Genomic DNA, 25732 nt, shown 5'->3' with positions numbered 1-25732 from the left:
AAAAACAATAGTATGGCGGTTTTGGCGAAGAGGTCACACCTGTTCCCATGCCGAACACAGAAGTTAAGCTCTTCAGCGCCGATGGTAGTCGGGGTTTCACCCCCGCAAGAGTAGGACGCCGCCATGCAACGTAACCTCAAAGGATTATATCCTTTGAGGTTTTTTGTGTTTGATTTGCACTAAATTCCTCTCCTCATATTAGATTAACCTAGTGTGAAAAAGGGTAAATGGTAAAGATCCTCCTCTCGACTTAATATAATTTAGCTCTGGTTTAATCATAACCTAGAAGCATATCTACGTATATTAGTTATAAGAACATCGGAGGGATTTGATGTCGATGGAGACCTTCTTTAACGATTACTTATTGTTGATGACAGTTCGACTTGTGACCGCCGTTGTACTATGTGGTTTAATCGGGTTTGAAAGAGAGATTAAAAACCATTCGGCTGGCTTTCGGACTCATATTCTAGTAGGTGTTGGGGCATGCGTGATGATGTTGTTGTCCTTATATGGCTTTGATCCTTACTTAAATAAGCATGATGGAATTCGCTTTGATCCCGCTCGTATTCCTTCATATGTTATTAGTGGTATTGGCTTTCTTGGTGCAGGTACAATCATGGTCCATGGTGTGACAATTCGAGGCTTAACGACTGCTGCATCTATATGGGTAGTTGCAGGGCTAGGGCTTGTTATTGGAGCTGGTATGTATGGACCTGCAATACTCACGACTGTCGTAGTATTAATCAGTTTAATTGTACTTAATAATACAGAACGAATCTTTAAGCGGAAAAGTAAACATCATATTCAGATCGTGGTGTTTGAAGAGTTAGAAATATCAAAGGTGATGGAAGCTTTCGAAGCTTTTGGATTGGATATTAATCATATTCAAATTGAAAATGAAATGAATGGTCAAAGAAATATACTAATTGAACTCGCTCATAATGCTCATTTTAACAAAATGGAGCTTTTTGATCGCCTATCTACTGTTCCACATGTGAAATGTGTATACCAGCGTAAGTAAACTCAGAAAATGTAGAAGTTTGTTAGTCATAAAGTTGTCTTGAACTGGCAAGAATGTTTATAGTGCATTATAGTTGCAAACTACATTTAAATTTGTATAATGTAAGTATAGTCAAAGATAGTCAAAGTCAAAAAAAGATTATTGAGGAGGGGGGCTATGCGGAATATATCCGATATCATTGAAGCACATTTAAAAAAAATAATTGAGAGTAGTAATCACAATGTTATCGAGATTAAGCGTAGTGAAATAGCAGAATCATTTCAATGTGTTCCCTCGCAGATTAATTACGTGATTAAAACACGCTTTACAGTGGAAAAAGGTTATATAGTAGAGAGTAAACGTGGTGGTGGCGGCTATATCCGAATAAGTCGTGTACAGCACCACGATAAAATGAAATTGCTAAACGAACTAATTTTACTTATTCAACCACGTGTCACTCAACAAGGAGCCATTGATGTTATAGAACGTTTGTTAGAAGAGGAATTAATTTCTGAACGAGAGGCTAGACTGATGGTGAGTGCTATCTCAAAAGATGTGTTAGCCGTTCCGATTACTCTTCGTGATGAACTTAGATCAAGGATACTATCTTCTATGATATCGATCGTTAAGTACAAAGATTAAAAGGAGGGGACGGAAAATGGAGTGCCAAGAGTGCCATGAGCGTCCTGCATCTTTGCATTTTACTCAAGTGGTAAATGGACATAAAACAGAAGTTTATGTTTGTGAGAAATGTGCTTATGACAAGGGTTATATGTCACAAGAGCAAGACTCACTTTCTTTGCATAACCTGTTATCTGGATTATTTAACTTTGATTCTTTTCAATTATCTGATTCAAAATCACATTCAGCCTCACACAGAGAGCCTCAAACATTAAAGTGTGATCATTGTGGTTTGACTTACGATGAATTTAAGCGGGTTGGTAAGTTTGGTTGTGCAAATTGTTATAAGACCTTTGACGAGAGATTAAACCCTATATTTAGGAGGGTTCATAGTGGTAACACCATTCACAGTGGCAAAGTTCCAAAACGAAAAGGCGGACAATTGCATGTACAAAGAGAAATGGAACAAAAGCGTTCTGAACTTCAAGCCTTAATTCACCAAGAAGAATTTGAAGAAGCAGCTAAGGTTCGAGACCAAATTCGCACCCTTGAAAGACAGTTGGATTCAGAACAAAGGGAGGGTGATCAGTAATGTCCCTCGAGCAGTTTATGAATGAAGCAATTAGTCCTTGGTTGAAAGAAGAAGGACCTGATAGTGATATCGTAATGAGTAGTCGGATTCGATTAGCCAGAAACTTCGACCATATTCCATTTCCGATACTTGCTGATCAGGAAGAATTAGAACAAGTGGTTGAATTTTTTAAAGAGGAATATGAGGATTATTCTTTTGGTCCATATAAAGACTTTGAATTTATTCATATGAGTAAACTGAATCCTACTGAGAAGAGAGTGTTGGTGGAGAAACACTTAATTAGTCCCCACTTGTCTGACCACGCTAAGCATGGGGCAGCATTAATTTCTCAAAATGAGCAAGTATCTGTCATGGTTAATGAAGAAGATCATATCCGAGTACAGCTATATTTTCCTGGATTTCAGTTAGAGAAGGCTTTAGAGCAAGCATCTGATTTCGATGACTGGCTAGAAGAAAAGATCAACTTTGCATTTGACGAAAAGCGTGGCTATCTAACTAGTTGCCCAACAAATGTAGGCACAGGGTTAAGAGCCTCCGTTATGATGCACCTACCTGCGTTAACGATCACTCAACAAATGAGTCGGTTAATCCCAGCTATCAATCAATTAGGTTTAGTAGTTAGAGGAATTTACGGTGAAGGTAGCGAAGCAATAGGTAACATCTTTCAAATCTCGAATCAAATTACATTAGGTAAATCTGAGAGAGATATAGTAGACGATCTCAAAAGTGTTGTTGAACAATTAATTGAGCAAGAAAGAAATGCTCGCCAACAAATTATTCAACAAAACGGCATACAATTAGAAGATAAGATCTTTCGTTCATATGGAGTGTTGGCTAATAGTCGCATTATAGAGTCTAAGGAAGCAGCTAAATGCCTCTCTGATGTGCGATTAGGAATAGACCTAGGGTATATTAATAGCCTATCAAAAACCATCCTGAATGAATTGATGATCTTAACTCAGCCTGGATTTTTACAACAGTATGCACAGCAAAATTTATCTCCTGATGAAAGGGATGTTCGAAGAGCAGCCTTAATTCGGGAAAGACTAAACTTAGAAATATAATTAGACTAGGAGGGGTGCCCGATGATGTTTGGGCGTTTTACTGAAAGAGCACAGAAAGTATTAGCATTAGCTCAAGAAGAAGCCGTACGACTTGGTCATAATAATATTGGAACAGAACATATTCTACTTGGTTTAGTTCGAGAAGGAGAAGGAATTGCGGCTAAAGCACTAGGCGCTTTAGGTCTTGCAGCCGATAAAATCCAAGAAGAAGTGGAACAGTTAATTGGAACAGGAGATAAGGTATCACAAACGATTCACTATACTCCTCGTGCTAAAAAGGTTATCGAATTATCAATGGATGAAGCAAGAAAGTTAGGTCATTCATATGTAGGTACTGAACATATTCTACTTGGTCTCATTAGAGAAGGAGAAGGCGTTGCTGCACGTGTACTAAACAACTTGGGCGTTAGTCTTAACAAAGCACGCCAGCAAGTTCTGCAGTTGCTTGGAAGCAATGAATCTACTTCTAATGGTCAAGGTGGTAGCCGCCAGTCTGCTAGCGCTAATACCCCAACCCTTGATTCACTTGCACGCGACTTAACAACCGTGGCGAAAGAAGGAAATATTGATCCGGTAATTGGTCGTGGTAAGGAAATTGAGCGTGTCATTCAAGTACTGAGCCGACGCACAAAAAATAACCCCGTTCTTATTGGTGAACCAGGTGTAGGTAAAACTGCGATTGCAGAGGGATTAGCACAGCAAATCATCAACAATGAGGTTCCGGAAATCTTACGTGATAAGCGAGTTATGACACTCGATATGGGTACGGTAGTAGCAGGAACAAAATACCGTGGTGAATTTGAAGATCGTCTGAAGAAAGTGATGGAAGAGATTCGCCAAGCAGGCAATATTATTCTGTTTATTGATGAACTTCATACACTAATTGGAGCTGGTGGTGCAGAAGGTGCGATCGACGCGTCTAATATCTTGAAACCATCTCTAGCTCGAGGTGACTTGCAGTGTATCGGTGCCACAACTTTAGAAGAGTATCGTAAGTATATTGAAAAAGATGCTGCGCTAGAGCGTCGTTTCCAACCAATTCAAGTAGATGAACCGAATTTAGAAGAATCTGAGCAAATCCTTGAAGGACTTCGTGATCGCTATGAAGCTCACCACCGTGTGACCATCACTGACGAAGCGATTAAAGCAGCTGTTAAGTTTTCTGATCGTTATATTCAAGATCGTTTCTTACCTGATAAAGCGATTGACCTTATTGATGAAGCAGCTTCGAAAGTACGTTTACGTTCTTATACAGCTCCACCAAACCTGAAAGAACTTGAACAAAAATTAGAAGAAGTTCGCAAAGAAAAAGACGCAGCTGTACAAAGTCAAGAGTTCGAGAAAGCCGCTTCATTACGAGATAATGAACAGAAATTGCGAGAAGAATTAGATAAGACGAAGGATGAGTGGAAAGAAAAACAAGGACAAGAAAACTCTGAAGTAACAGTAGAGGATATTGCCTCTGTGGTATCTATTTGGACCGGAGTCCCTGTTTCTAAGCTTGCTAAAGACGAGAGTGAGCGTCTTCTAAACATGGAAGATGTCTTGCATAACCGTGTTATTGGACAGTCAGAAGCTGTGAAATCTATTTCAAAAGCCATTCGACGTGCTCGCGCAGGATTGAAAGATCCAAAACGTCCAATTGGTTCATTTATCTTCTTAGGGCCAACGGGTGTTGGTAAAACAGAACTAGCTCGAGCAGTAGCTGAATCTATGTTTGGTGAAGAAGATGCTATGATTCGGATCGATATGTCTGAATATATGGAGAAACACTCCACTTCCCGTCTAGTTGGTTCACCTCCTGGATATGTTGGGTACGAAGAGGGAGGACAATTAACAGAAAAAGTTCGCCAAAAGCCTTATTCTGTTATTCTGTTAGATGAGATTGAAAAAGCTCACCCAGATGTCTTCAACACTCTTCTACAAGTTCTTGAAGACGGGCGGTTAACGGACTCTAAAGGCCGCACAGTAGACTTCCGTAATACAGTTATCATTATGACTTCAAACGTTGGGGCCACTGAACTGAAGACGAATAAATATGCTGGCTTTACAATGGGAGATGCAAGTCAGGATTATAAAGATATGAAATCCAAAGTGATGGAAGAAATGAAACGTGCTTTCAGACCTGAGTTCTTGAACCGTATAGATGAAATCATTGTCTTCCATTCTCTCGAGAAGAAACACATGAAGGAAATTGTCACTTTAATGGTGGATCAGTTACAGAAACGTCTTACTGAATTAGAAGTTGACTTTACCCTTACAGATAAGGCTCTTGATAAGATTGCGGATGAAGGATTCGACCCTGAATATGGTGCTCGTCCATTACGTCGCTCTCTTCAGAAGAACGTAGAAGATCTTCTATCAGAAGAGCTATTAAGAGAGAACATTGCGACGGGACAGAATGTTGTTATCGATGTCGATCAGAACGGTGAATTTACTGTTTCGACACAATCGTAATTCAAAACGATAGATCATGAATAGATAATCATTTAAAATCGGAAGGTGAGAGCCTTCCGATTTTTTAGTATATGGTTTTGAGCCTGATCGAAAAAGGTGAGGGTTGATTTAAATGGATAAAACAGAAGAAAATGAGAGAAGAATAATATATAGAAGTAAGGGTATTAGGTAAAATACGTAATGGTATTGTAAAAACATTGTAACTGATAATTTAATAAAACGTATGAGATAATAAGAAGGGTTACTATACTCTTCTTTGGAATAAGGGAGAGATCTTTTTGGCGAAACAGAAGTCAAAGTTTGTATGTCAAGAATGTGGGTATGAAACCGCTAAGTGGATGGGGAAGTGTCCTAGTTGCCATCAATGGAATACACTTGTTGAGGAACGAGTGGCATCGAAATCTACTGGAAGGCATACATTTGTAACAAGTGATGCACAAACTAGCAAGAAACCAGAAAAAATAACAGCAATCGAAACGAAGGAAGAGCCTCGAATAAAAACAGGTATGCCAGAAGTGAATCGGGTCTTAGGCGGTGGCATTGTACCCGGATCCCTTGTCTTAATTGGCGGTGATCCTGGAATAGGGAAATCAACCTTGTTGCTACAGGTATCGTCTCAGCTTGCTCATACCAAGGATGTAAGCGTACTGTATATATCAGGCGAGGAATCGACAAGACAAACGAAATTAAGAGCAGACCGTCTAGGTGTACTCTCTGATGATCTTTATGTTCTAGCTGAAACGAACATGATGGACGTTGCTCATCATATTGATCAGATTCAACCTTCCTTTGTTGTTATTGATTCCATACAAACCATTTATAAAGAAGAAGTAAATTCTGCGCCTGGCAGTGTATCGCAAGTTCGTGAATGTACAAGTGAGCTAATGCGCATTGCTAAGAACAAAGGGATTCCAATCTTTATCGTTGGACACGTCACGAAAGAAGGATCAATTGCTGGTCCGAGGTTACTAGAACATATGGTAGACGCTGTACTTTATTTTGAAGGGGAGCGACACCACACATTTCGAATTCTACGCAGCGTGAAGAACCGATTTGGTAGTACACATGAGATGGGCATTTTCGAGATGAAGGAAGAAGGGCTAAGAGAAGTAGCCAACCCTTCAGAAATCTTTTTAGAAGAGCGGTCTCAAGGAGCGGCAGGGTCTACAGTTGTTGCTTCTATGGAGGGGACGCGCCCTGTATTGGTTGAGATTCAGTCACTCATATCTCCGACGAGTTATGGAAATCCACGAAGGATGGCAACTGGTTTAGATCATAACCGTGTGCCATTACTAATGGCTGTTTTAGAGAAGCGTGTAGGATTACTCTTACAGAACCAGGATGCATATGTGAAAGTAGCAGGTGGAGTGAAACTTGATGAACCAGCTATTGACCTTGCAGTGGCTGTAAGTATTGCCTCAAGCTTTCAAGATCGTCCATCTAAGCCTGATGATGTATTAGTTGGAGAAGTAGGGCTGACAGGAGAGATTCGACGTGTTGCCCGTATAGAACAGCGTGTACAGGAAGCGGCTAAGTTAGGGTTCAAACGCGCAATTGTTCCTAAGAAAAATCTAAGCGGTTGGACTCTCCCTGACGACATCGAGATTATTGGAGTTAACTCAGTACAAGAAGCTTTAAAAGCAACGTTGGGAGGCGCTTAGATGGAATGGGTTGAAGGAAGAGAATCCATGATTGGAGACATATTAAAATTTGTGGCCCCAGGTACGCCCTTACGTGAAGGCATAGATAATGTTCTTCGTGCCAACACAGGGGGGCTTATTGTTCTAGGCTATAATGATAAAGTGCAACAACTTGTAGATGGGGGCTTTCATATTCAGTCGTCGTTTACGCCTGCACATTTGTATGAACTGGCGAAGATGGATGGAGCCCTTATCTTAAATGAGAAAGCTTCTGAAATACTTTTTGCTAATGCGCAGTTAATTCCTGACCCATCAATCTCTTCAACAGAAACAGGGATGCGACATAGAACTGCAGAACGTGTTGCTAAGCAAACAGGCGAACTTGTAATTGCTATTTCTCAAAGGCGAAACGTCATTACGCTTTATAAAAGTAATTTAAAATACTCCCTAAAAGATATAGGAGTTATTCTCACAAAGGCAAACCAAGCAATGCAAACGTTGGAGAAATATAAAAATGTCTTGGATCAGGGTGTTACGAACTTAGGTGCTTTGGAATTTGAAGAAATGGTGACCTTTGCAGAGGTATTGCAAGTGATCCATCGCATAGAAATGGTTCTACGCATAAAAAACGAAATTCTAGGGTATGTAAATGAATTAGGTACCGAAGGACGTTTGATACAGTTACAGCTAACAGAACTAGTATCTAATATTGAGAATGAAGCGCGTTTGTTGCTAAAGGATTATAGCAAGTACGGAGATTATGAACCCCATTATATTTTAAAGAAACTTCAAGAGGTTACCAATACAGAACTAATGGAAGATGCAAAGATCTTGAAACTACTTGGATATCCTTCCTCTACAAAAGTAGATGATCCAGTGACCCCTAGGGGATATAGAATTCTGGATAAAATACCTCGTTTACCTTTCTTAATTGTCGAATCCATGGTAGAAGAGTTTGGAACGTTAAACGATGTCGTAAAGGCTTCTGCGAAGGAACTTGTGAAAGTAGATGGTATAGGTGAGGTCAGGGCTGGCAAGATCAAAGAAGGATTAAACCGCATCCAAGAGCAATTGTTTATAGATCGCCATATTTAGTCACATAATTGACACATTTATAGATATCTGCTATGATGTAACGTTCATCAATTGACTATATTTGTAAGGTGTGATACGGTTTCGACTATATAGACGGATTTTATTCTTTTATTATATTTTTTAGAAAACTTGGTAATACTGCATGTTAGGAGGTGACCGTGGTGCTTAAGAAAGTGGTCCAATTATTTATTGTTATCGCAGGTGGTACCATAGGATTTTTGTTTATACCGGACCTGATAGTCGGTCTGTCAGATGTGCCGCAAGAATCCTGGATGGCCAATGAGTACATCGGGATGGTGCTAGGAGCCATAATATTATATTTATTAACATTTTGGTTTGTCGATTATATCGTCAATTTCTTTATGTGGGTAGAAGAAACGCTTGTTAAAGTTCCTGTGGCAGATCTGCTGTTTGGGAGTTTAGGTCTTATTGTAGGGTTGATTGTAGCATTCTTGGTTAACATTCCACTTCAGGATAACCCTATATTAGTAGTGTCGCAGGTGTTGCCGATCTTCCTAACGGTTATTTTAGGTTATTTAGGGTTCCAAGTAGGTTTTAAACGACGTGATGAATTCATTAATCTACTTTCATTAGCTAACAAAAAGGAAAAAGAAAAAGATCGTAAGAAATCAACTGATCAGGATGAAGATGAGTCAGATTTTGCTCCTAAGGCAAAGATCTTAGACACAAGTGTTATTATCGATGGCCGAATCGCTGATATTTGCCAAACTCATTTTCTTGAGGGGACGATTTTAATTCCGCAGTTCGTCTTAGAAGAATTGCAGCATATTGCAGATTCTTCAGATGTGCTGAAGCGGAATAGAGGCCGTCGAGGCTTGGATGTTCTTAACCGAATGCAAAAGGAACTTCCGGTAAATGTAGAGATCTACGAAGGCGATTTTGAAGATGTTCAAGAAGTAGATAGTAAGCTCGTGAAATTAGCGAAACTCATTAATGGTATAGTCGTTACCAATGACTTTAACTTAAATAAAGTTTGCGAGTTTCAAAATGTTCAAGTCCTGAATATAAATGACTTAGCTAATGCCGTTAAGCCAGTAGTGTTACCTGGTGAAGAACTTACGGTTCAAGTTATTAAAGACGGAAAAGAACAGAATCAGGGTGTTGCTTACCTCGATGACGGAACGATGATCGTTGTTGAAGAAGGTAAAGATTATATTGGTCGCACTATTGAAGTTCTTGTTACAAGTGTCCTCCAGACTTCTGCTGGCCGAATGATTTTTGCCAAGCCTAAACTACTTGAAAAAGCCTTGTAAGTAGAGTATAAACGAAATAGAGTTTCTCAAAAGTGATAACAGTAATGTTATCGCTTTTGTTTTGTTTAAAGCATTTATTATTACACATTTAGGATGGGATCTATGAGTTCGTATCAAGTTATAATACTAGCTGCTGGCCAGGGGAAACGGATGAAGGCTGGGCAAAATAAACAGTTTTTATCCATAAACGGAAAACCGCTTCTCATTCATACGATTGAAGCTTTTACGCAAGATGACCTTTCATGCGAACAACGAATTGTAGTCATTAACCCAAATGAACGTACGCAGATAGAAAGTTTATTAGAAAGGTTTGGCTATTTAAGCCAAATCACGCTTATTGATGGAGGCGAAGAGCGCCAAGATAGTGTGTACGCTGGTCTTCAGGCTATAAATGGAGACTCTATCGTTCTAATCCATGATGGAGCGAGACCTTTTGTTAAGAGGGAATCGATACGGGAGCTGGTAAAAGAGGCCGGGGAGCATGGTGCAGCTCTTTTGGCTGTACCGGTAACGGATACGATCAAACAATATCAAGCGGGAAGCCTCAAAACGTTAAAACGAGATGAACTCTATGCGGCTCAAACACCGCAAGCTTTTCGTTATGAATTAATTCTTTCAGCTCATGAGCAGGCAAAAGAAGAACATTACCTTGGGACAGATGATGCTTCCCTGGTTGAAAGGCTTGGTCAGAATGTCGAAGTGGTACAAGGAAGTTATGATAATATTAAGCTTACAACGCCTGAAGATATAGAAAAGGCTGAAACGATTATTAATAATCGTTCTGCTGGATTAGAAGCGAAGGAGGAAAAGGAAATGTTTCGTGTGGGGCAAGGATTTGATGTTCACCAGTTAGTAGAAGGTAGACCTTGTATAATTGGGGGAGTTGAGATCCCTTATGAAAAAGGTCTGCTCGGTCATTCTGACGCCGATGTTTTACTACACACGGTGGCAGATGCTTGTTTAGGAGCTATTGGAGAAGGAGATATTGGGAAGCACTTCCCAGATACTGATCCTGAATTTAAGGATGCTGACTCTGTGAAGTTGCTTGAACATGTATGGGGTATTGTAAAAGATAAAGGGTATGAACTAGGGAATGTAGATTGTACCATCATCGCACAGGCACCAAAAATGTCGCCTTATACTACAGCTATGCAATCCAATATTGCGCGCATACTAGAGGCAGAAACATCACAAATTAACGTTAAAGCCACAACTACGGAAAAACTAGGTTTTCCTGGTCGTAAAGAAGGAGTAGCAGCACAAGCCACAATTTTACTTACACGCTCAAAATCGCTATAATGAGCAAGGTAAATAACAAAATTCGATTATCAAGCACGTGCTTGAGATGATAAAATGAAAGTAGACTATCATTCGGTAGAAAGAAGGGGAATTATCCATGACAAATGAAATTCGCGTGCGTTATGCGCCTAGTCCGACAGGTCATTTACATATCGGTAATGCGCGTACAGCACTTTTTAATTATTTATATGCCCGCCACCTTGGTGGTAAGTTTATTATTCGTATTGAGGATACGGATGAGAAGCGTAACGTTGCTGGTGGAGAACAGAGCCAGATGGAATACTTGAAATGGCTAGGGATTGAATGGGATGAGAGCGTAGATGTCGGTGGAGACTACGGCCCATATCGTCAAATGGAACGTTTAGACTTGTATCAGCAATACATTGATGAACTATTGGACAAGAATCTTGCATATAAATGTTATGTGACAGAAGAAGAATTAGAAGCAGAGCGTGAAGCGCAGCGCGCTCGAGGTGAGGTTCCGAAGTATTCAGGTGCGCATCGTGACCTTACAGAAGAGCAGATCAAACAGTTTGAAGCTGAAGGCCGTCAGCCGAGTATTCGTATTAGAGTTCCAGAAGGGGTTACTTATAAATTCAATGACCTTGTTCGTGGAGAGATTACGTTTGAATCAAACGACTTTGGAGATTGGGTTATTGCGAAGAAGAACGGAACGCCAACGTATAATTTCGCAGTAGCAGTTGACGATTATCTTATGAAGATTACAGATGTCTTACGTGGTGAAGAGCATATCTCCAATACTCCAAAACAAGTGATGGTTTATGATGCTCTTGGTTGGGAAGCACCTCGCTTTGGTCATATGGCTTTAATCTTAAATGAACAACGCAAGAAGCTAAGTAAACGCGATGAGCATATTCTTCAGTTTATTGGTCAGTATGAGAAATTGGGCTATCTGCCTGAAGCTTTATTCAATTTCATTACATTACTTGGTTGGTCTCCGGTAGGGGAGGAAGAAATCTTTACCGATGAACAACTTATAGAAATCTTTGACCCTTCACGTTTATCATCTTCACCAGCAGTATTCGATCCACAGAAGTTAAAGTGGATTAACAACCAATACATTAAAGCATCAAGTTTAGACCGTATTGTGGACCTTTCCCTTCCTCATCTTGTTGAAGCGGGACGTCTTGCTGAAGATATGAGTGAAGATCAACGTGCGTGGGCACGCGAGTTAATTTCCTTATATCAAGAACAATTAAACTATGCAGCTGAGATTGTGGAGCTGACAGAACTATTCTTCAAAGAGGAAATTGACTATGATGAAGAAGCTATGGCTGTCTTAAAAGAAGAGCAAGTACCAGAAGTACTTGAAACCTATAGTGCCAAACTTGATGAATTAGAAGCTTTTGAGCCAGATGCCATTAAAAAAGCAGTTAAAGCTGTTCAAAAAGAAACAGGGCATAAAGGGAAGAAGCTCTTCATGCCAATTCGTGTGGCGACAACTGGTCAGACTCATGGGCCTGAATTACCGAATGCCATCCATTTGCTTGGAAAAGAGACGGTTCAAAAACGCTTAAAAAATGCTGTAGAGCAGCTTCAAGCATAGAAGTTCACATTTTCCGTGAAATATAATATATTAGCATTAATAACCTAGAACGTTGAAGAGGAGAAGTAAAGGGATCGCTCCTTTCTTGCAGAGACAATCACCCAGGCTGAAAGTGGTTGAAGGAGCTCCTTTGAAATGCACCTCTGAGTCTCTTGTTGAATTATAGTAAACAAGAGCGGTACTCTCCCGTTATGAGAGGCGAGTTGGAGATAAGTACGTTTTATCTCAAACAGAGTGGAACCGCGCATGAAGCGTCTCTGTGTTTTTATAAGCACAGAGGCGCTTTTTTTCTGTCTCGCATAAGGGTTTACCGCCTACTCACCTTTTTCTCATGATGATGTAATGGAGGGATATGAATGGGACTTTTCCAAATGCTCAAGGAAGATGTTGATGTTGTATTTGATCAAGACCCGGCTGCTAGAAGTCGTTTTGAAGTAATCTTAACCTATTCAGGTTTACATGCAATATGGGGGCATCGCCTTGCACATGCCTGCTATATTAAAAAGTTTTTCTTTTTAGCAAGAGTCATCTCGCAACTAAGTCGGTTTTTCACAGGGATTGAGATTCATCCGGGTGCCAAGATTGGTCGTCGATTCTTTATTGATCACGGCATGGGTGTTGTCATTGGGGAAACGTGTGAAATCGGAGATAATGTGACCATATTCCAAGGCGTTACGTTAGGTGGAACAGGGAAAGAGAAGGGCAAACGTCACCCAACTCTCAAGGATCATGCCCTTGTGGCCACAGGAGCAAAAGTGCTTGGTTCCATTACGATTGGGGAGAATTCAAAAGTAGGAGCGGGATCTGTTGTACTTAACGATGTACCTGATCACTCAACTGTTGTAGGAATCCCAGGAACCATTGTTATACGAAATGGCAAGAAAGTACGTAAAGACTTAGATCATCATAAAATGCCTGACCCAGTCGCTGATCGATTTAAAAAGATGGATGAAGAAATTACCCGCTTACAAAAACAAATAGAAGACATGAAACAAGGAGTGAACAATAATGGGGATTCAGATTTATAATACCCTTACACGTCAAAAAGAAGCGTTCCAACCAATTGAAGAAGGAAAGGTACGTATGTATGTGTGTGGTCCAACGGTTTACAACTACATTCATATAGGGAATGCTCGACCTGCTATTGTATTTGATACGGTTCGTAAGTACTTCCAGTATCAGAATTATGACGTACATTACGTTTTGAACTTTACAGATGTAGATGACAAGTTAATTAAAGCGGCTAACGAACTAGGCTCTGAAGTGCCGGAAATTGCAGAGCGATTCATTGAAGCCTATAAAGAGGATGTAGGAGCATTCGGTGTGGAAGAAGCAGTAGATCATCCTCGGGTAACTGAAAATATGTCTGAGATTATAGAATTTATCAATACGTTAGTGGAAAAAGGCCATGCATATGAATCAGGTGGAGATGTTTATTTCCGGACTCGATCCTTTGATTCTTATGGCAAACTATCTCAACAATCCATAGATGAGCTTAGAACGGGGGCACGAATTGAAGTTGGGGAGAAGAAAGAAGACCCACTTGATTTCACCCTCTGGAAAACCACCAAAGACGGAGAAATTGCTTGGGAAAGCCCTTGGGGAGAAGGACGACCTGGTTGGCATATAGAGTGTTCCGCTATGGCAAAGAAATACCTTGGGGAAACGATTGATATTCACGCAGGAGGGCAAGACTTAACATTCCCTCACCACGAAAATGAAATTGCTCAATCTGAGGCATTGAACGAAAAGCAATTTGCAAACTATTGGATGCATAACGGATATATCAAAATTGAGAACGAGAAAATGTCTAAATCTCTCGGTAACTTTGTACTTGTTCATGATATCATTAAACACCACGATCCTCAGGTTATTCGCTTCTTTATGCTAAGCGTTCATTACCGTCATCCAATCAACTTTAGTGAAGCATTACTTGAAGGAGCTAAGAACAGCTTAGACCGTATAAAGAATGCTTATGAAAACCTAGAGCATCGTAAACAGTCGGCTACTAATCAAACAGAAGATGACGAACAGTGGATCCAAAAGGTAGAAGCTTACAAGAACACATTTATTGAAGAGATGAATGACGATTTCAATACAGCTAACGCTATTTCTGTACTGTTTGATCTTACTAAAGATGCAAACGTATATTTACAATCCACTCATACATCAGAAAACGTTATTGCTGCATTCCAACATACATTGTCTGAATTAGCTGAAGTGTTAGGAATTCATGTAGCGGGGGAAAATGAGTTGCTTGATGAAGAAGTTGATGCCTTAATTCAAGAGCGAATTGATGCAAGAAAGAATCGTAATTTCCAAAGAGCTGATGAAATACGGGATGACTTAAAAGATCGCGGCATCATTTTAGAGGATACACCTCAAGGTACACGCTGGAAGAGAGGTTAATATGAATCATCAAACAGTCGATGTTAGGCAAATGAAGAGTCTAACCCTCGCCTACATGGGTGATGTTGTATATGAACAGTTTGTTAGGGAGCATTTAATTCGGAGCGGGAGTGTGAAGCCGCAGCAATTGCATCAAGCTGCGGTACGCTTTGTCTCCGCTAAATCTCAGGCTGCTGTCATTCGCTATTGGTTAGATGAACAGCTGTTAACAGAAGCGGAAGAAGGAATCGTTAGAAGGGGAAGGAACGCGAAGAGCGGTTCAACTCCTAAGAATACAGATGTACAAACCTATCGTTATAGCACAGCGTTTGAAGCACTATTAGGGTATCTGTATTTCATGCAACAAAGGGATCGACTATACGAATTAGTTGATCTTGCCATACAATACGTAGAAGAAAGGAGCGCGACAACATGAAAGAAGAATGGATTATAGGGAAAAATGCCGTTTCAGAAGCATTAAAATCAGGACGATCGATTAATAAAGTAATGGTTTCTGATCAACTTCAGCATAAGGCGACTCAGTCCCTTCAAAAGATTGCTAAAGAAAACGGTGTCCAAGTCCAAAAAGTACCTAAGAAAAAAATAGATCAACTGGTAGATGGAAGCCATCAGGGTGTTATAGCATCGGTAGCAGCATATAGCTACAGTGAGCTAGATGACCTGTTTGATCACGCGCACCGCAAAGGAGAATCCCCTTTCTTCTTAATTCTAGATGAAATAGAGGATCCTCATAATTTAGGTTCTATTCTTCGTACAGCAGACGCAGCGGGTGTACATGGGGTCATTATTCCAAAGAGACGTTCCGTGGGATTAACGGCTACTGTGGCGAAGACATCCACAGGAGCAATTGAATACATTCCAGTCGTACGTGTGACGAATTTAGCACGTACAATTGAAGATTTGAAGAAAGAACATGTATGGGTGGTAGGAACAGATGCTAAAGGAGAAGAGGACTACCGACAACTAAAAGGGGACATGCCGATTGCACTTGTCATTGGTAGTGAAGGAAAAGGAATTAGTCGCTTAGTAAAAGAAAAATGCGACTGGTCTGTTCGTTTGCCAATGGTTGGTCAGGTAACATCACTTAATGCTTCCGTTTCGGCTAGTTTACTTATGTATGAAATACACAGGAAGCGCCACCCATTGGGTGAGTAATAATGGTAGTTCTCATTGTAGATGGATACAACATTATAGGGGCTTGGCCAGAGCTTCAATCTTTAAAAGATCATGATCTTGGCCAAGCCCGTGATCTATTAATTGAAAAGATGGCCGAATATCGAGCTTTCTCCAAATACAGAGTGATCGTGGTCTTTGATGCATACTATGTTCAAGGTATAGAGAAAAAGCGAAAAAATTATGACGTAGAAATTGTTTTTACGCGAGAAAATGAAACAGCAGATGAGCGAATAGAAAAGCTGGTTCAGGAAGTTAAAAACATTCGGACTCAAGTATATGTGGCAACTTCCGACTACACGGAACAACGGACGATATTTGCACAAGGCGCTCTGCGCTTATCAGCAAGAGAACTTCATATTGAGATGAGAAATATAGAAAAAGAGATTCAAAACGAAGTAAAGTCTTATAACCAGGTTCAAAACAAGTCTAAAATACCGATAAAAAAAGAAGTGTTAGATGTGTTTGAAAAGTGGAGAAGAGGCGAAAAGTAATGCCAGGTTGTGTTGACGCTTCTGAAACGCTTACTGTATAATATTTCTATATATCGAGTGTAGTACGGTCGGGGGGAATCCTTACGTGATCATCGGACAAGTGGAGAAGGACATCAAGGATTTGGATTTTGAGCAAATGTCAGACGAGGATGTCGTTGTTTATGTGCATAAAGGAGATAGTCGAGCTTTAGAACATTTGATTAATAAGTATAAAAATTTTGTACGTGCTAAAGCCCGCACATATTTTCTAATTGGCGCAGACCGAGAAGATATTGTGCAGGAAGGTATGATCGGATTGTACAAAGCAATTCGCGATTACCAAGAGGACAAGCTTTCCTCGTTTAAAGCCTTCGCAGAACTGTGTGTAACTCGCCAAATTATAACTGCCATTAAAACTGCCACTAGACAGAAACATATACCGCTTAATTCATATGTTTCTTTAGACAAACCCATCTATGATGAAGAGTCCGATCGAACATTGTTGGACGTAATAGCCGGTGCAAAAGCCTTAGATCCCGAGGAATTGGTTATAAACCAAGAGCGGTTTGGTGACATGGAATATAAAATGTCAGAATTGTTAAGTGATTTAGAAAGAAAGGTTCTGAGTTTGTATTTAGATGGCAGATCGTATCAGGAGATCTCGGTAGATTTAAACCGCCATGTTAAGTCCATTGATAATGCACTACAACGGGTGAAGAGAAAGCTTGAGCGATACCTTGAAATCAGTGAAATTACGCTTTGACGCTACGTTGACAGCCTTATAATCCCATGGTACATTAATGGAAGTGACTAAAACCCTGGAATGGGGCGGAGAAATATGCGAAAAAAGGTAGTCTTAGCGTGTGTTGAATGTGCAAGTCGTAACTACTCAACAAATAAGAACTCGAGCATCAATCCAGAGCGACTTGAAGCACGAAAGTATTGTAAGAATTGCGGCAAACACACCCTGCACCGGGAGACAAAATAACGAGGAAGCCTTACGGGTGAAAGTTTGGGGGTACTAGCATGTTCAAGTTTTTCAAAAACGTTTCTCGAGAAATGCAAAAAGTCAGTTGGCCTAAAGGGAAAGAACTTTCTAAATACACTGTAACGGTTATTTCAACCGTGGCTTTTGTTGCTGTCTTCTTTGCAGTAGTAGACTTGGGGATTTCGTGGATTCTTGAATTGATTACCGAATAAAGCACTTATGTTTATGTTATAATGTTATTAATACGTTTCTTGCTCAAAAAACCCGTTTAACGGGTTTTTTCATGTTGATCAAAAAACGAAACTTAACAATGAGGGAGGGAAGGGCAAACCGTTTGTCCTGAAACTATGGAAAAAAGATGGTATGTTGTACACACTTATTCTGGTTACGAGAATAAAGTGAAAACAAATTTAGAGAAACGTGTGGATTCTATGGGGATGGAAGATAAAATCTTCCGTGTAATTGTCCCTGAAGATGAAGAAACGGAAATTAAAAACGGTAAACGTAAGACCGTTAAAAAGAAGACTTTCCCCGGTTATGTGTTGGCGGAAATGGTAATGACGGATGATTCGTGGTATGTTGTACGCAATACACCAGGAGTAACAGGTTTCGTTGGATCTACTGGTTCAGGTTCGAAGCCTACCCCTCTCTTGGAAGAAGAAATGGAAACAGTTCTTAAGCGGATGGGAATGGATGAACCACTCCAAGATATTGGCTTTGAAGTGAAAGAAAGTGTCCGTGTAACAGAAGGACCTTTCGCAAACTTTACTGGTTCTATTGAATCCATTGATTTGGACAAGCAAAAGGTAAAAGTACACGTTAATATGTTCGGGCGCGAAACCCCGGTTGAGCTTGAGTTCTCTCAAATTGAAAAATTATAATGGGGCCCCTTGCATTCTTTCTGGAAAAATGCTAGAATTTTTATGTTCTTAATGCCTCGAGAAAGAGGATTTATGTGTATATGATTGAGTGGGAGGGGGATACCCCCTGTAACCACATCACGGACTTAAGGAGGTGTGTCTCGTGGCTAAAAAAGTTATTAAAGTTGTAAAACTACAGATTCCTGCAGGTAAAGCCAACCCGGCTCCACCAGTTGGACCAGCACTAGGTCAAGCAGGTGTTAACATCATGGGTTTCTGTAAGGAATTTAACGCACGTACAGCAGATCAAGCTGGTATGATCATTCCGGTTGAAATTACGGTGTTTGAAGACCGTTCATTTACATTCGTCACTAAAACTCCGCCTGCTGCCGTTCTTCTTAAAGATGCGGCTGGCATTAAATCCGGATCAGGCGAACCGAACCGCAATAAAGTTGCAACAATTAAGCGCGACAAAGTTCGCGAAATTGCTGAAACAAAAATGCCTGACCTAAATGCTGCTGACGTGGATGCAGCTATGCGCATGGTTGAAGGTACAGCGCGTAGCATGGGACTTGTTATCGAGGACTAATCCCACAGCGGCTCTGGATTGAGTAAGGTTGCGAGGTGGGGGTTTTCCGCATTTCGCAACCTTTATTCGTGGGAGGTAAAACCGTTAAAACCACAACGAGGAGGAAAATGAAATGGCTAAAAGAAGCAAAAGATACCAAGAAGCTTTAAAATTAGTAGATAAATCAAAAACTTACGACTCTCAAGAAGCAGTCAAGCTAGTTAAAGAAACATCGAAAGCAAACTTTGATGAAACAGTTGAAGCAGCTTTCCGTCTAGGGGTAGACCCTAAGAAAGCGGACCAACAAATCCGTGGCGCTATGGTACTACCACACGGAACTGGTAAATCCCAACGTGTTCTAGTTTTCGCTAAAGGTGATAAAGCGAAAGAAGCAGAAGCAGCGGGTGCAGACTTCGTAGGTGAACAAGACCTAATCAACCAAATCAACCAAGGTTGGTTTGAATTTGATGTAGTTGTAGCAACTCCAGACATGATGGCTGAAGTTGGTAAACTAGGTCGCGTACTTGGACCAAAAGGTCTAATGCCTAACCCTAAAACAGGAACTGTAACATTCGATGTTGAAAAAGCTGTTAACGAAATCAAAGCAGGTAAAGTTGAATACCGCGTTGATAAAGCAGGAAACATCCATGTACCAATTGGTAAAGTTTCCTTTGAAAATGACAAATTAGTTGAGAACTTCACAGCGATCACTGAAACGCTAATGAAGGCGAAGCCTCAGGCTGCTAAAGGAACTTACATGCGTAACGCATCAGTAGCTTCCACTATGGGACCTGGTGTGCGCGTAGACATTTCTTCTTTCAAAAGCTAATTTGGCATTGACTTTTCAATAGCGCTTAGCTATAATATTCAATGTTGCAAATATGAATACGTTATACCGTAGACAGTAGGTGCGCTTGTCGCTTAATTTCCTACCGAGGTGTGTTGATATACGTGATAGTTGTTCGCCGATAGCTATCATCAACTCATGTGCCTTCTTGTCTACCTTGAAGGCACATTTTTTATGACTTATATCGCGAGCCTTTTATGAACCTTGGCACCCTAACGGTATGATGAAAAGTCAATAGGAGGTGGAACGATGAGCAGAATTATTGAACACAAGAAACAGCTTGTTTCTGAAATTGCTGATAAACTTCAGAACAGTAAATCTACAGTACTTGTAGATTACCGCGGGCTAGACGTTGATACGGTAACGAATCTTCGTCAACAACTTCGTGAAGCTGGCGTAGACTTCAAAGTGTACAAGAACACAATGACTCGCCGTGCGACAGCAGAAGCAAACTTAACTGAGCTTGATGAGGTATTAGTTGGACCAACAGCACTTGCATTTAGCGAGGACGACGCTGTATCCCCTGCTAAAATCATCAACAGCTTCGTTAAAGAAAACGACGCTCTTGAAATCAAAGGTGGCGTTATCGAAGGTAGTGTCGCAAGCGTTGAGCAAATCAAAGAACTTGCCGAACTACCGGACGCAAACGGACTTGTATCTATGCTACTTTCTGTACTACAAGCTCCAATGCGCAACTTCGCGCTTGCAACGAAAGCAGTTGCAGACCAAAAAGAAGAACAAGGCGCTTAATAGCCTAATAGGCACGTCTAATAATTATATTTATTACAAGGAGGATATATCATGACTAAAGAACAAATTATCGACGCGATCAAAGAAATGAACGTTCTTGAACTTAATGATTTAGTAAAAGCAATTGAAGAAGAATTTGGAGTAACTGCTGCAGCACCTGTAGCTGTAGGTGGCGGAGCTGAAGAAGCTGCTGAAGAGCAAACTGAATTTGACGTTGTTCTTGAAGACGCTGGTTCTTCTAAGATCAAAGTAGTTAAAGCAGTTCGCGAAATCACTGGACTTGGACTTAAAGATGCTAAAGACTTAGTAGACAACGCTCCAAAACCAGTTAAAGAGGGCATTGCTAAAGAAGAAGCTGAAGAAATGAAAACTAAGCTTGAAGAAGCAGGCGCTAAGATCGAACTTAAGTAAGAGAAAGCACAAAAAGCTCGCTGGATAACGGCGAGCTTTGCTTTTGTTATACATTAGGTTTTTTAGCCTTTTACTAAAAAGAATCTTATGTAAAACATATTGCAAGATGGGTAGGTGTTATGAATGGCAGAACACTATTATTCAAGAAATCCTGAATCTAAGAGTGCTCCAAAGTCATGGACGTTCAACTTACGAGGAAGAACGCTTAACTTTAGCACAGATCAAGGAGTATTTTCTAAAGACGAAGTAGATTTTGGGTCTAGAACCTTAATAGAAACGTTTGCTGAACCAGAGATCAATGGAGAATTTCTTGATCTGGGCTGTGGATATGGCCCCATAGGTCTTTCCCTCGCTCTGGATTTCCCAGATCGTAAAGTTGTTATGGTAGATGTTAACGAGCGAGCGACTCAATTAGCTCAAGACAACGCAGCAAAGAATAACGTAAAGAATGCAGATATATTACAAAGTGACCAATTTTCTGCTATACAACATCAGAGCTTTGCGGCAATCGTAACGAATCCACCAATTAGAGCAGGAAAGAAAGTTGTTCATTCCATGTTCGATCAAAGTCACCGGGCTCTTCTGCCAGGAGGCGAATTGTGGGTTGTCATTCAAAAAAAGCAAGGTGCTCCATCTGCTAAGCAACATTTAGAAGATTTATTCGACCAGGTAACCATTGAAAAGAAGGCAAAAGGTTACTTTATTCTCAAGGCTAAAAAGTTTGACTCCGAAATTTAGTTGTGATAGTATTGAAAAATGCCAATATATAAGTTTCTATGTCAAGAGTTTTTTTAAACTTTTTGCGTATAAATGCCTTCCGTTAGGCAAGACTGGTAAAATCGAATAAACAAATCGTATATTGTGGTTTTCTTATAGAAACCCTTTTTTCTTTTGTCTAACGTTAGGGAAAACGGAATTGTTCAATTACACTTGTCTTGTACGAGTGTAACTATAGATTAACCTGGTGCAGGAGTGATCCTTCTGTGCTAGCTAGTTCGGCATGCCATTTTTGCCGGACAATTTTTTCTTTATTAAAATGCTTGATTTGAGGGGTGAATCAGTTGACAGGTCAACTAGTTCAGTATGGACGACACCGCCAGCGCAGAAGTTATGCGCGTATCAGCGAAGTTCTCGAATTACCAAATTTAATTGAAATTCAAACCGCTTCTTATGATTGGTTCTTAGAAGAAGGTTTGAGGGAGATGTTCCAAGACATTTCACCAATTGAGGACTTTACAGGTAATCTTTCACTAGAGTTTGTAGATTACACTCTAGGAGAGCCAAAGTATCCTGTAGATGAATCAAAAGATCGAGATGTCACATATTCAGCTCCTCTTCGCGTTAAAGTACGCTTACTCAATAAGGAAACTGGCGAAGTTAAAGAGCAGGAAGTGTTTATGGGTGATTTCCCATTAATGACTGGTACAGGTACTTTCGTTATTAATGGTGCAGAGCGTGTAATCGTATCTCAGTTAGTTCGTTCTCCAAGTGTCTACTTTAATCCTAAAGTTGATAAGAACGGTAAGAGAGGGTATACAGCTACTGTAATCCCTAACCGTGGTGCTTGGTTAGAATTCGAAACAGATGCAAAAGACGTAGTTCACGTACGTATTGATCGTACCCGTAAACTTCCGATTACAGTCTTATTGCGTGCACTTGGGTTTGGTACAGACCAAGAGATTATTGATCTAATTGGTGAAAACCAATACCTGAAGAATACGCTTGAGAAAGATAATACGGAAAACAGTGAAAAAGCTCTTTTAGAAATTTATGAGCGACTTCGCCCTGGTGAACCACCAACAGTAGAAAATGCGAAGAGTTTACTTGTTTCACGCTTCTTTGATCCTAAGAGATATGATCTTGCACACGTTGGTCGTTACAAGATTAATAAGAAGTTGCACATCAAGAATCGCCTATTTAACCAAGTGTTAGCTGAGTCATTGGCTGATCCGGAAACAGGTGAAATCCTTGCAAACAAAGGGGATAAACTAGATCGTCGCCTATTAGACAAGATTCTACCATATCTTGAAGGTTCTGAAGAGAATCTTGGGGATGAATACGTGGAACCTCATGATGGTGTACTAGATGACCCTATGAAGATTCAAAACGTTAAGATCGTAGACCCTACAGACCCTGAAGGGGAGAGAACTCTTAACGTAATCAGTAATGCAAATGTTGATGACAGTACAAAGAACATCACGCCGTCTGACATTCTATCTGCAGTAAGTTACTTCTTTAACTTACTTCATGATGTAGGTGGCACGGACGATATTGACCACTTAGGTAACCGTCGTCTTCGTTCGGTTGGTGAGCTTCTACAGAACCAATTCCGTATTGGTCTATCTCGTATGGAGCGCGTAGTACGTGAGCGTATGTCGATTCAAGATACTGCTTCTATTACACCACAACAACTGATCAACATTCGCCCAGTTATCGCTTCTATTAAAGAGTTCTTTGGTAGCTCTCAGTTATCTCAGTTCATGGACCAAACGAACCCACTAGCAGAATTAACGCACAAACGCCGTCTTTCTGCATTAGGACCTGGTGGTTTAACACGTGAGCGTGCAGGTTTTGAAGTACGTGACGTTCACTACTCTCACTATGGACGTATGTGTCCGATTGAAACGCCAGAGGGACCAAACATTGGTCTAATCAACTCACTTTCTTCTTATGCGAAAGTAAACAAATTTGGGTTTATTGAAACACCATATCGTCGTGTTGACCCTGAAACAGGGAAAGTAACAGCCCGAATAGATTACTTGACTGCTGATGAAGAGGACAACTATGTAGTTGCTCAGGCAAACGCAAAGCTAGAAGAAGATGGATCATTCCAAGATGAGGAAGTAATCGCTCGTTTCCGTGGTGAGAACACCGCAGTTAAGCGCGAACGTATTGACTACATGGACGTATCGCCGAAACAGGTTGTTTCTGCAGCGACAGCATGTATTCCTTTCTTAGAAAATGATGACTCCAACCGTTCTCTTATGGGTGCGAACATGCAACGTCAAGCAGTACCTTTAATGGAACCTGAAGCTCCACTAGTGGGTACAGGTATGGAATATGTATCTGGTAAAGATTCTGGTGCTGCTGTTGTAGCTCACCATGAAGGTATTGTAGAACGTGTAGATGCTAAGGAAGTTCTGGTTCGTCGTATTTCGGTAGTAGATGGAAAAGAAGTTGAAGGCGATCTAGATCGTTATCGCTTCCAGAAATTTATCCGTTCAAACCAAGGTACTTGTTATAACCAGAAACCAATCGTTAGCGCTGGTGATCGTGTTGAAAAAGGAGAAATCCTTGCTGATGGTCCTTCCATGGAAAAAGGTGAGCTTGCATTAGGTAAAAACCCTCTTGTTGCCTTTATGACATGGGATGGTTATAACTATGAGGACGCGATTATCATGAGTGAACGTCTTGTAAAAGATGACGTATACACTTCTATTCATATTGAAGAGTATGAATCAGAAGCTCGTGATACGAAATTAGGACCAGAAGAAATCACGCGTGATATCCCGAACGTGGGTGAAGATGCACTTAAAGACCTAGACGATCGCGGAATAATCCGTGTCGGTGCTGAAGTAAGTGATAGCGATCTGTTAGTAGGTAAAGTAACGCCTAAGGGTGTAACAGAACTTTCAGCAGAAGAGCGTTTATTACATGCAATCTTTGGTGAGAAGGCGCGCGAAGTACGTGATACTTCCCTGCGTGTCCCACACGGAGCTGGCGGTATTGTACTTGACGTTAAAATCTTCAATCGTGAAGATGGAGACGAGCTTCCTCCTGGTGTAAACCAGTTGGTTCGCGTGTATATCGTACAAAAACGTAAGATTTCTGAAGGTGACAAGATGGCCGGTCGTCACGGTAACAAAGGTGTTATCTCAAAGATCCTTCCTGAGGAAGATATGCCTTACCTACCAGACGGCACACCAGTTGATGTCATGTTAAACCCATTAGGTGTACCATCACGTATGAACATCGGTCAGGTACTAGAGTTACACTTAGGTATGGCTTCGCGCCTGTTAGGTGTTCGAATGGCTACGCCGGTATTTGATGGTGCTCGTGAGGAAGACGTTTGGGAAACATTGCAAGAAGCTGGTATGGCAAGAGATGCGAAAACAATTCTTTATGATGGACGTACTGGTGAACCGTTTGATAACCGTGTATCTGTAGGTGTCATGTACATGATTAAACTTGCGCACATGGTTGATGACAAACTTCACGCGCGTTCTACTGGACCTTACTCTCTTGTTACGCAACAACCATTGGGTGGTAAAGCTCAATTTGGTGGTCAGCGTTTCGGTGAGATGGAGGTATGGGCACTTGAAGCATACGGTGCTGCATATACACTACAAGAGATCTTAACTGTTAAGTCTGATGACGTTGTTGGACGTGTTAAAACGTATGAATCAATTGTCAAAGGCTCTAATATACCTGAACCAGGCGTACCAGAATCATTTAAAGTATTGATTAAAGAGCTACAAAGTTTAGGTATGGACGTTAAGATGTTAACAGCAGATGAATCTGAAATTGATTTACGCGATATTGAAGAAGAAGAAGCGCAATCAGCAGAAAAGCTGAACGTTGAAGGCGATCCTAAAGACGAAATAGAGTAAGAGCTTATGACACTGGACTCTAAGCTTAGGGTAA

Annotated in this window: 25 protein-coding genes, 1 rRNA gene and 2 other annotated features; all 26 genes read left to right on the top strand. The window is 40.6% G+C overall.

The window, feature by feature from the left end; translation table 11 throughout:
• Window positions 1–11: 11 nt before the first annotated feature.
• The 26 genes from rrf to rpoB all read left to right on the top strand — a co-directional run bounded on the left by rrf (window position 12) and on the right by rpoB (window position 25698).
• A 5S ribosomal RNA gene (gene rrf / locus IEW76_RS18830) occupies window positions 12–127 on the top strand.
• Between the two features lie 204 nt (window positions 128–331).
• A complete protein-coding gene (locus IEW76_RS18825; RefSeq protein WP_229721304.1) occupies window positions 332–1021 on the top strand; it encodes an MgtC/SapB family protein in 690 nt (229 codons plus the stop codon).
• A gap of 156 nt (window positions 1022–1177) precedes the next feature.
• Window positions 1178–1642 (top strand): CtsR family transcriptional regulator, encoded by a 465-nt coding sequence (locus tag IEW76_RS18820; protein ID WP_188655944.1) that lies wholly within the window; start codon window positions 1178–1180, stop codon window positions 1640–1642.
• A 16-nt stretch (window positions 1643–1658) separates the two neighbouring features.
• Window positions 1659–2213 carry a protein-arginine kinase activator protein McsA gene (gene mcsA, locus IEW76_RS18815; RefSeq protein WP_188655943.1) on the top strand — a complete coding sequence of 185 codons (555 nt, stop codon included), beginning with the start codon at window positions 1659–1661 and terminating at the stop codon, window positions 2211–2213.
• Window positions 2213–3277, top strand: coding sequence for a protein-arginine kinase McsB (mcsB, locus tag IEW76_RS18810; RefSeq protein ID WP_188655942.1), 1065 nt, complete (start codon window positions 2213–2215; stop codon window positions 3275–3277). The genes mcsA and mcsB overlap by 1 nt, the downstream gene beginning before the upstream one ends.
• A gap of 21 nt (window positions 3278–3298) precedes the next feature.
• Window positions 3299–5734, top strand: a complete 2436-nt coding sequence (gene clpC / locus IEW76_RS18805) for an ATP-dependent protease ATP-binding subunit ClpC (protein WP_229721303.1) — start codon at window positions 3299–3301, stop codon at window positions 5732–5734.
• A 278-nt stretch (window positions 5735–6012) separates the two neighbouring features.
• Complete coding sequence (gene radA / locus IEW76_RS18800; protein WP_188655941.1) at window positions 6013–7395, top strand: DNA repair protein RadA; 1383 nt, start codon at window positions 6013–6015, stop codon at window positions 7393–7395.
• Window positions 7396–8469: a DNA integrity scanning diadenylate cyclase DisA gene (gene disA, locus IEW76_RS18795; RefSeq protein ID WP_188655940.1), complete on the top strand. Its 1074-nt coding sequence runs from the start codon at window positions 7396–7398 to the stop codon at window positions 8467–8469.
• Window positions 8470–8630: 161 nt separating this feature from the next.
• Complete coding sequence (locus IEW76_RS18790) at window positions 8631–9743, top strand: PIN/TRAM domain-containing protein (RefSeq protein WP_188655939.1); 1113 nt, start codon at window positions 8631–8633, stop codon at window positions 9741–9743.
• A 93-nt stretch (window positions 9744–9836) separates the two neighbouring features.
• Window positions 9837–11042, top strand: a complete 1206-nt coding sequence (locus IEW76_RS18785) for a bifunctional 2-C-methyl-D-erythritol 4-phosphate cytidylyltransferase/2-C-methyl-D-erythritol 2,4-cyclodiphosphate synthase (RefSeq protein ID WP_308422094.1) — start codon at window positions 9837–9839, stop codon at window positions 11040–11042.
• A gap of 97 nt (window positions 11043–11139) precedes the next feature.
• A complete protein-coding gene (gene gltX / locus IEW76_RS18780) occupies window positions 11140–12609 on the top strand; it encodes a glutamate--tRNA ligase (protein ID WP_188655937.1) in 1470 nt (489 codons plus the stop codon).
• 43 nt (window positions 12610–12652) lie between these two features.
• Window positions 12653–12871 (top strand) — a binding site (T-box leader).
• A gap of 94 nt (window positions 12872–12965) precedes the next feature.
• The gene (gene cysE / locus IEW76_RS18775) at window positions 12966–13637 is read left to right on the top strand and encodes a serine O-acetyltransferase (protein ID WP_188655936.1); all 672 of its coding nucleotides are present in this window, start codon (window positions 12966–12968) and stop codon (window positions 13635–13637) included.
• On the top strand, window positions 13618–15018 hold the full coding sequence (gene cysS, locus IEW76_RS18770; protein WP_188655935.1) for a cysteine--tRNA ligase: 1401 nt from the start codon (window positions 13618–13620) through the stop codon (window positions 15016–15018). Before cysE ends, cysS begins: the two co-directional genes overlap by 20 nt.
• 1 nt (window position 15019) lies before the next feature.
• Window positions 15020–15433 carry a Mini-ribonuclease 3 gene (locus tag IEW76_RS18765; protein ID WP_188655934.1) on the top strand — a complete coding sequence of 138 codons (414 nt, stop codon included), beginning with the start codon at window positions 15020–15022 and terminating at the stop codon, window positions 15431–15433.
• Window positions 15430–16173: a 23S rRNA (guanosine(2251)-2'-O)-methyltransferase RlmB gene (gene rlmB, locus IEW76_RS18760; protein ID WP_188655933.1), complete on the top strand. Its 744-nt coding sequence runs from the start codon at window positions 15430–15432 to the stop codon at window positions 16171–16173. Before IEW76_RS18765 ends, rlmB begins: the two co-directional genes overlap by 4 nt.
• Before the next feature lie 2 nt (window positions 16174–16175).
• Window positions 16176–16685, top strand: coding sequence for an NYN domain-containing protein (locus IEW76_RS18755; RefSeq protein WP_188655932.1), 510 nt, complete (start codon window positions 16176–16178; stop codon window positions 16683–16685).
• A 136-nt stretch (window positions 16686–16821) separates the two neighbouring features.
• Window positions 16822–17427: an RNA polymerase sporulation sigma factor SigH gene (gene sigH, locus IEW76_RS18750; protein WP_229721305.1), complete on the top strand. Its 606-nt coding sequence runs from the start codon at window positions 16822–16824 to the stop codon at window positions 17425–17427.
• Between the two features lie 60 nt (window positions 17428–17487).
• Window positions 17488–17652: a 50S ribosomal protein L33 gene (gene rpmG, locus IEW76_RS18745; RefSeq protein ID WP_256438013.1), complete on the top strand. Its 165-nt coding sequence runs from the start codon at window positions 17488–17490 to the stop codon at window positions 17650–17652.
• Between the two features lie 38 nt (window positions 17653–17690).
• The gene (gene secE, locus IEW76_RS18740; RefSeq protein WP_036787619.1) at window positions 17691–17864 is read left to right on the top strand and encodes a preprotein translocase subunit SecE; all 174 of its coding nucleotides are present in this window, start codon (window positions 17691–17693) and stop codon (window positions 17862–17864) included.
• Between the two features lie 135 nt (window positions 17865–17999).
• Entirely contained in the window at window positions 18000–18533 is a 534-nt protein-coding gene (gene nusG, locus IEW76_RS18735; protein WP_036787617.1) for a transcription termination/antitermination protein NusG, read from the top strand.
• 142 nt (window positions 18534–18675) lie between these two features.
• Window positions 18676–19101, top strand: a complete 426-nt coding sequence (rplK, locus tag IEW76_RS18730; RefSeq protein WP_036787615.1) for a 50S ribosomal protein L11 — start codon at window positions 18676–18678, stop codon at window positions 19099–19101.
• 112 nt (window positions 19102–19213) lie between these two features.
• Window positions 19214–19909, top strand: coding sequence for a 50S ribosomal protein L1 (gene rplA / locus IEW76_RS18725; protein ID WP_188655930.1), 696 nt, complete (start codon window positions 19214–19216; stop codon window positions 19907–19909).
• Window positions 19910–19957: 48 nt separating this feature from the next.
• Window positions 19958–20109 (top strand) — a sequence feature (ribosomal protein L10 leader region).
• Window positions 20110–20176: 67 nt separating this feature from the next.
• Window positions 20177–20677, top strand: a complete 501-nt coding sequence (gene rplJ / locus IEW76_RS18720) for a 50S ribosomal protein L10 (protein ID WP_036787609.1) — start codon at window positions 20177–20179, stop codon at window positions 20675–20677.
• A gap of 51 nt (window positions 20678–20728) precedes the next feature.
• Window positions 20729–21088, top strand: a complete 360-nt coding sequence (rplL, locus tag IEW76_RS18715; protein ID WP_036787606.1) for a 50S ribosomal protein L7/L12 — start codon at window positions 20729–20731, stop codon at window positions 21086–21088.
• A gap of 123 nt (window positions 21089–21211) precedes the next feature.
• Complete coding sequence (locus IEW76_RS18710) at window positions 21212–21826, top strand: class I SAM-dependent methyltransferase (protein WP_188655929.1); 615 nt, start codon at window positions 21212–21214, stop codon at window positions 21824–21826.
• A 323-nt stretch (window positions 21827–22149) separates the two neighbouring features.
• Window positions 22150–25698 (top strand): DNA-directed RNA polymerase subunit beta, encoded by a 3549-nt coding sequence (gene rpoB, locus IEW76_RS18705; RefSeq protein WP_188655928.1) that lies wholly within the window; start codon window positions 22150–22152, stop codon window positions 25696–25698.
• Window positions 25699–25732 lie beyond the last annotated feature (34 nt).

Source organism: Pontibacillus salipaludis, assembly GCF_014642405.1.
In the GTDB taxonomy this organism is placed as follows: domain Bacteria; phylum Bacillota; class Bacilli; order Bacillales; family BH030062; genus Pontibacillus; species Pontibacillus salipaludis.
Note: the sequence above shows the minus strand (reverse complement) of the source record. Positions and strands in the feature narration are given on the sequence as shown.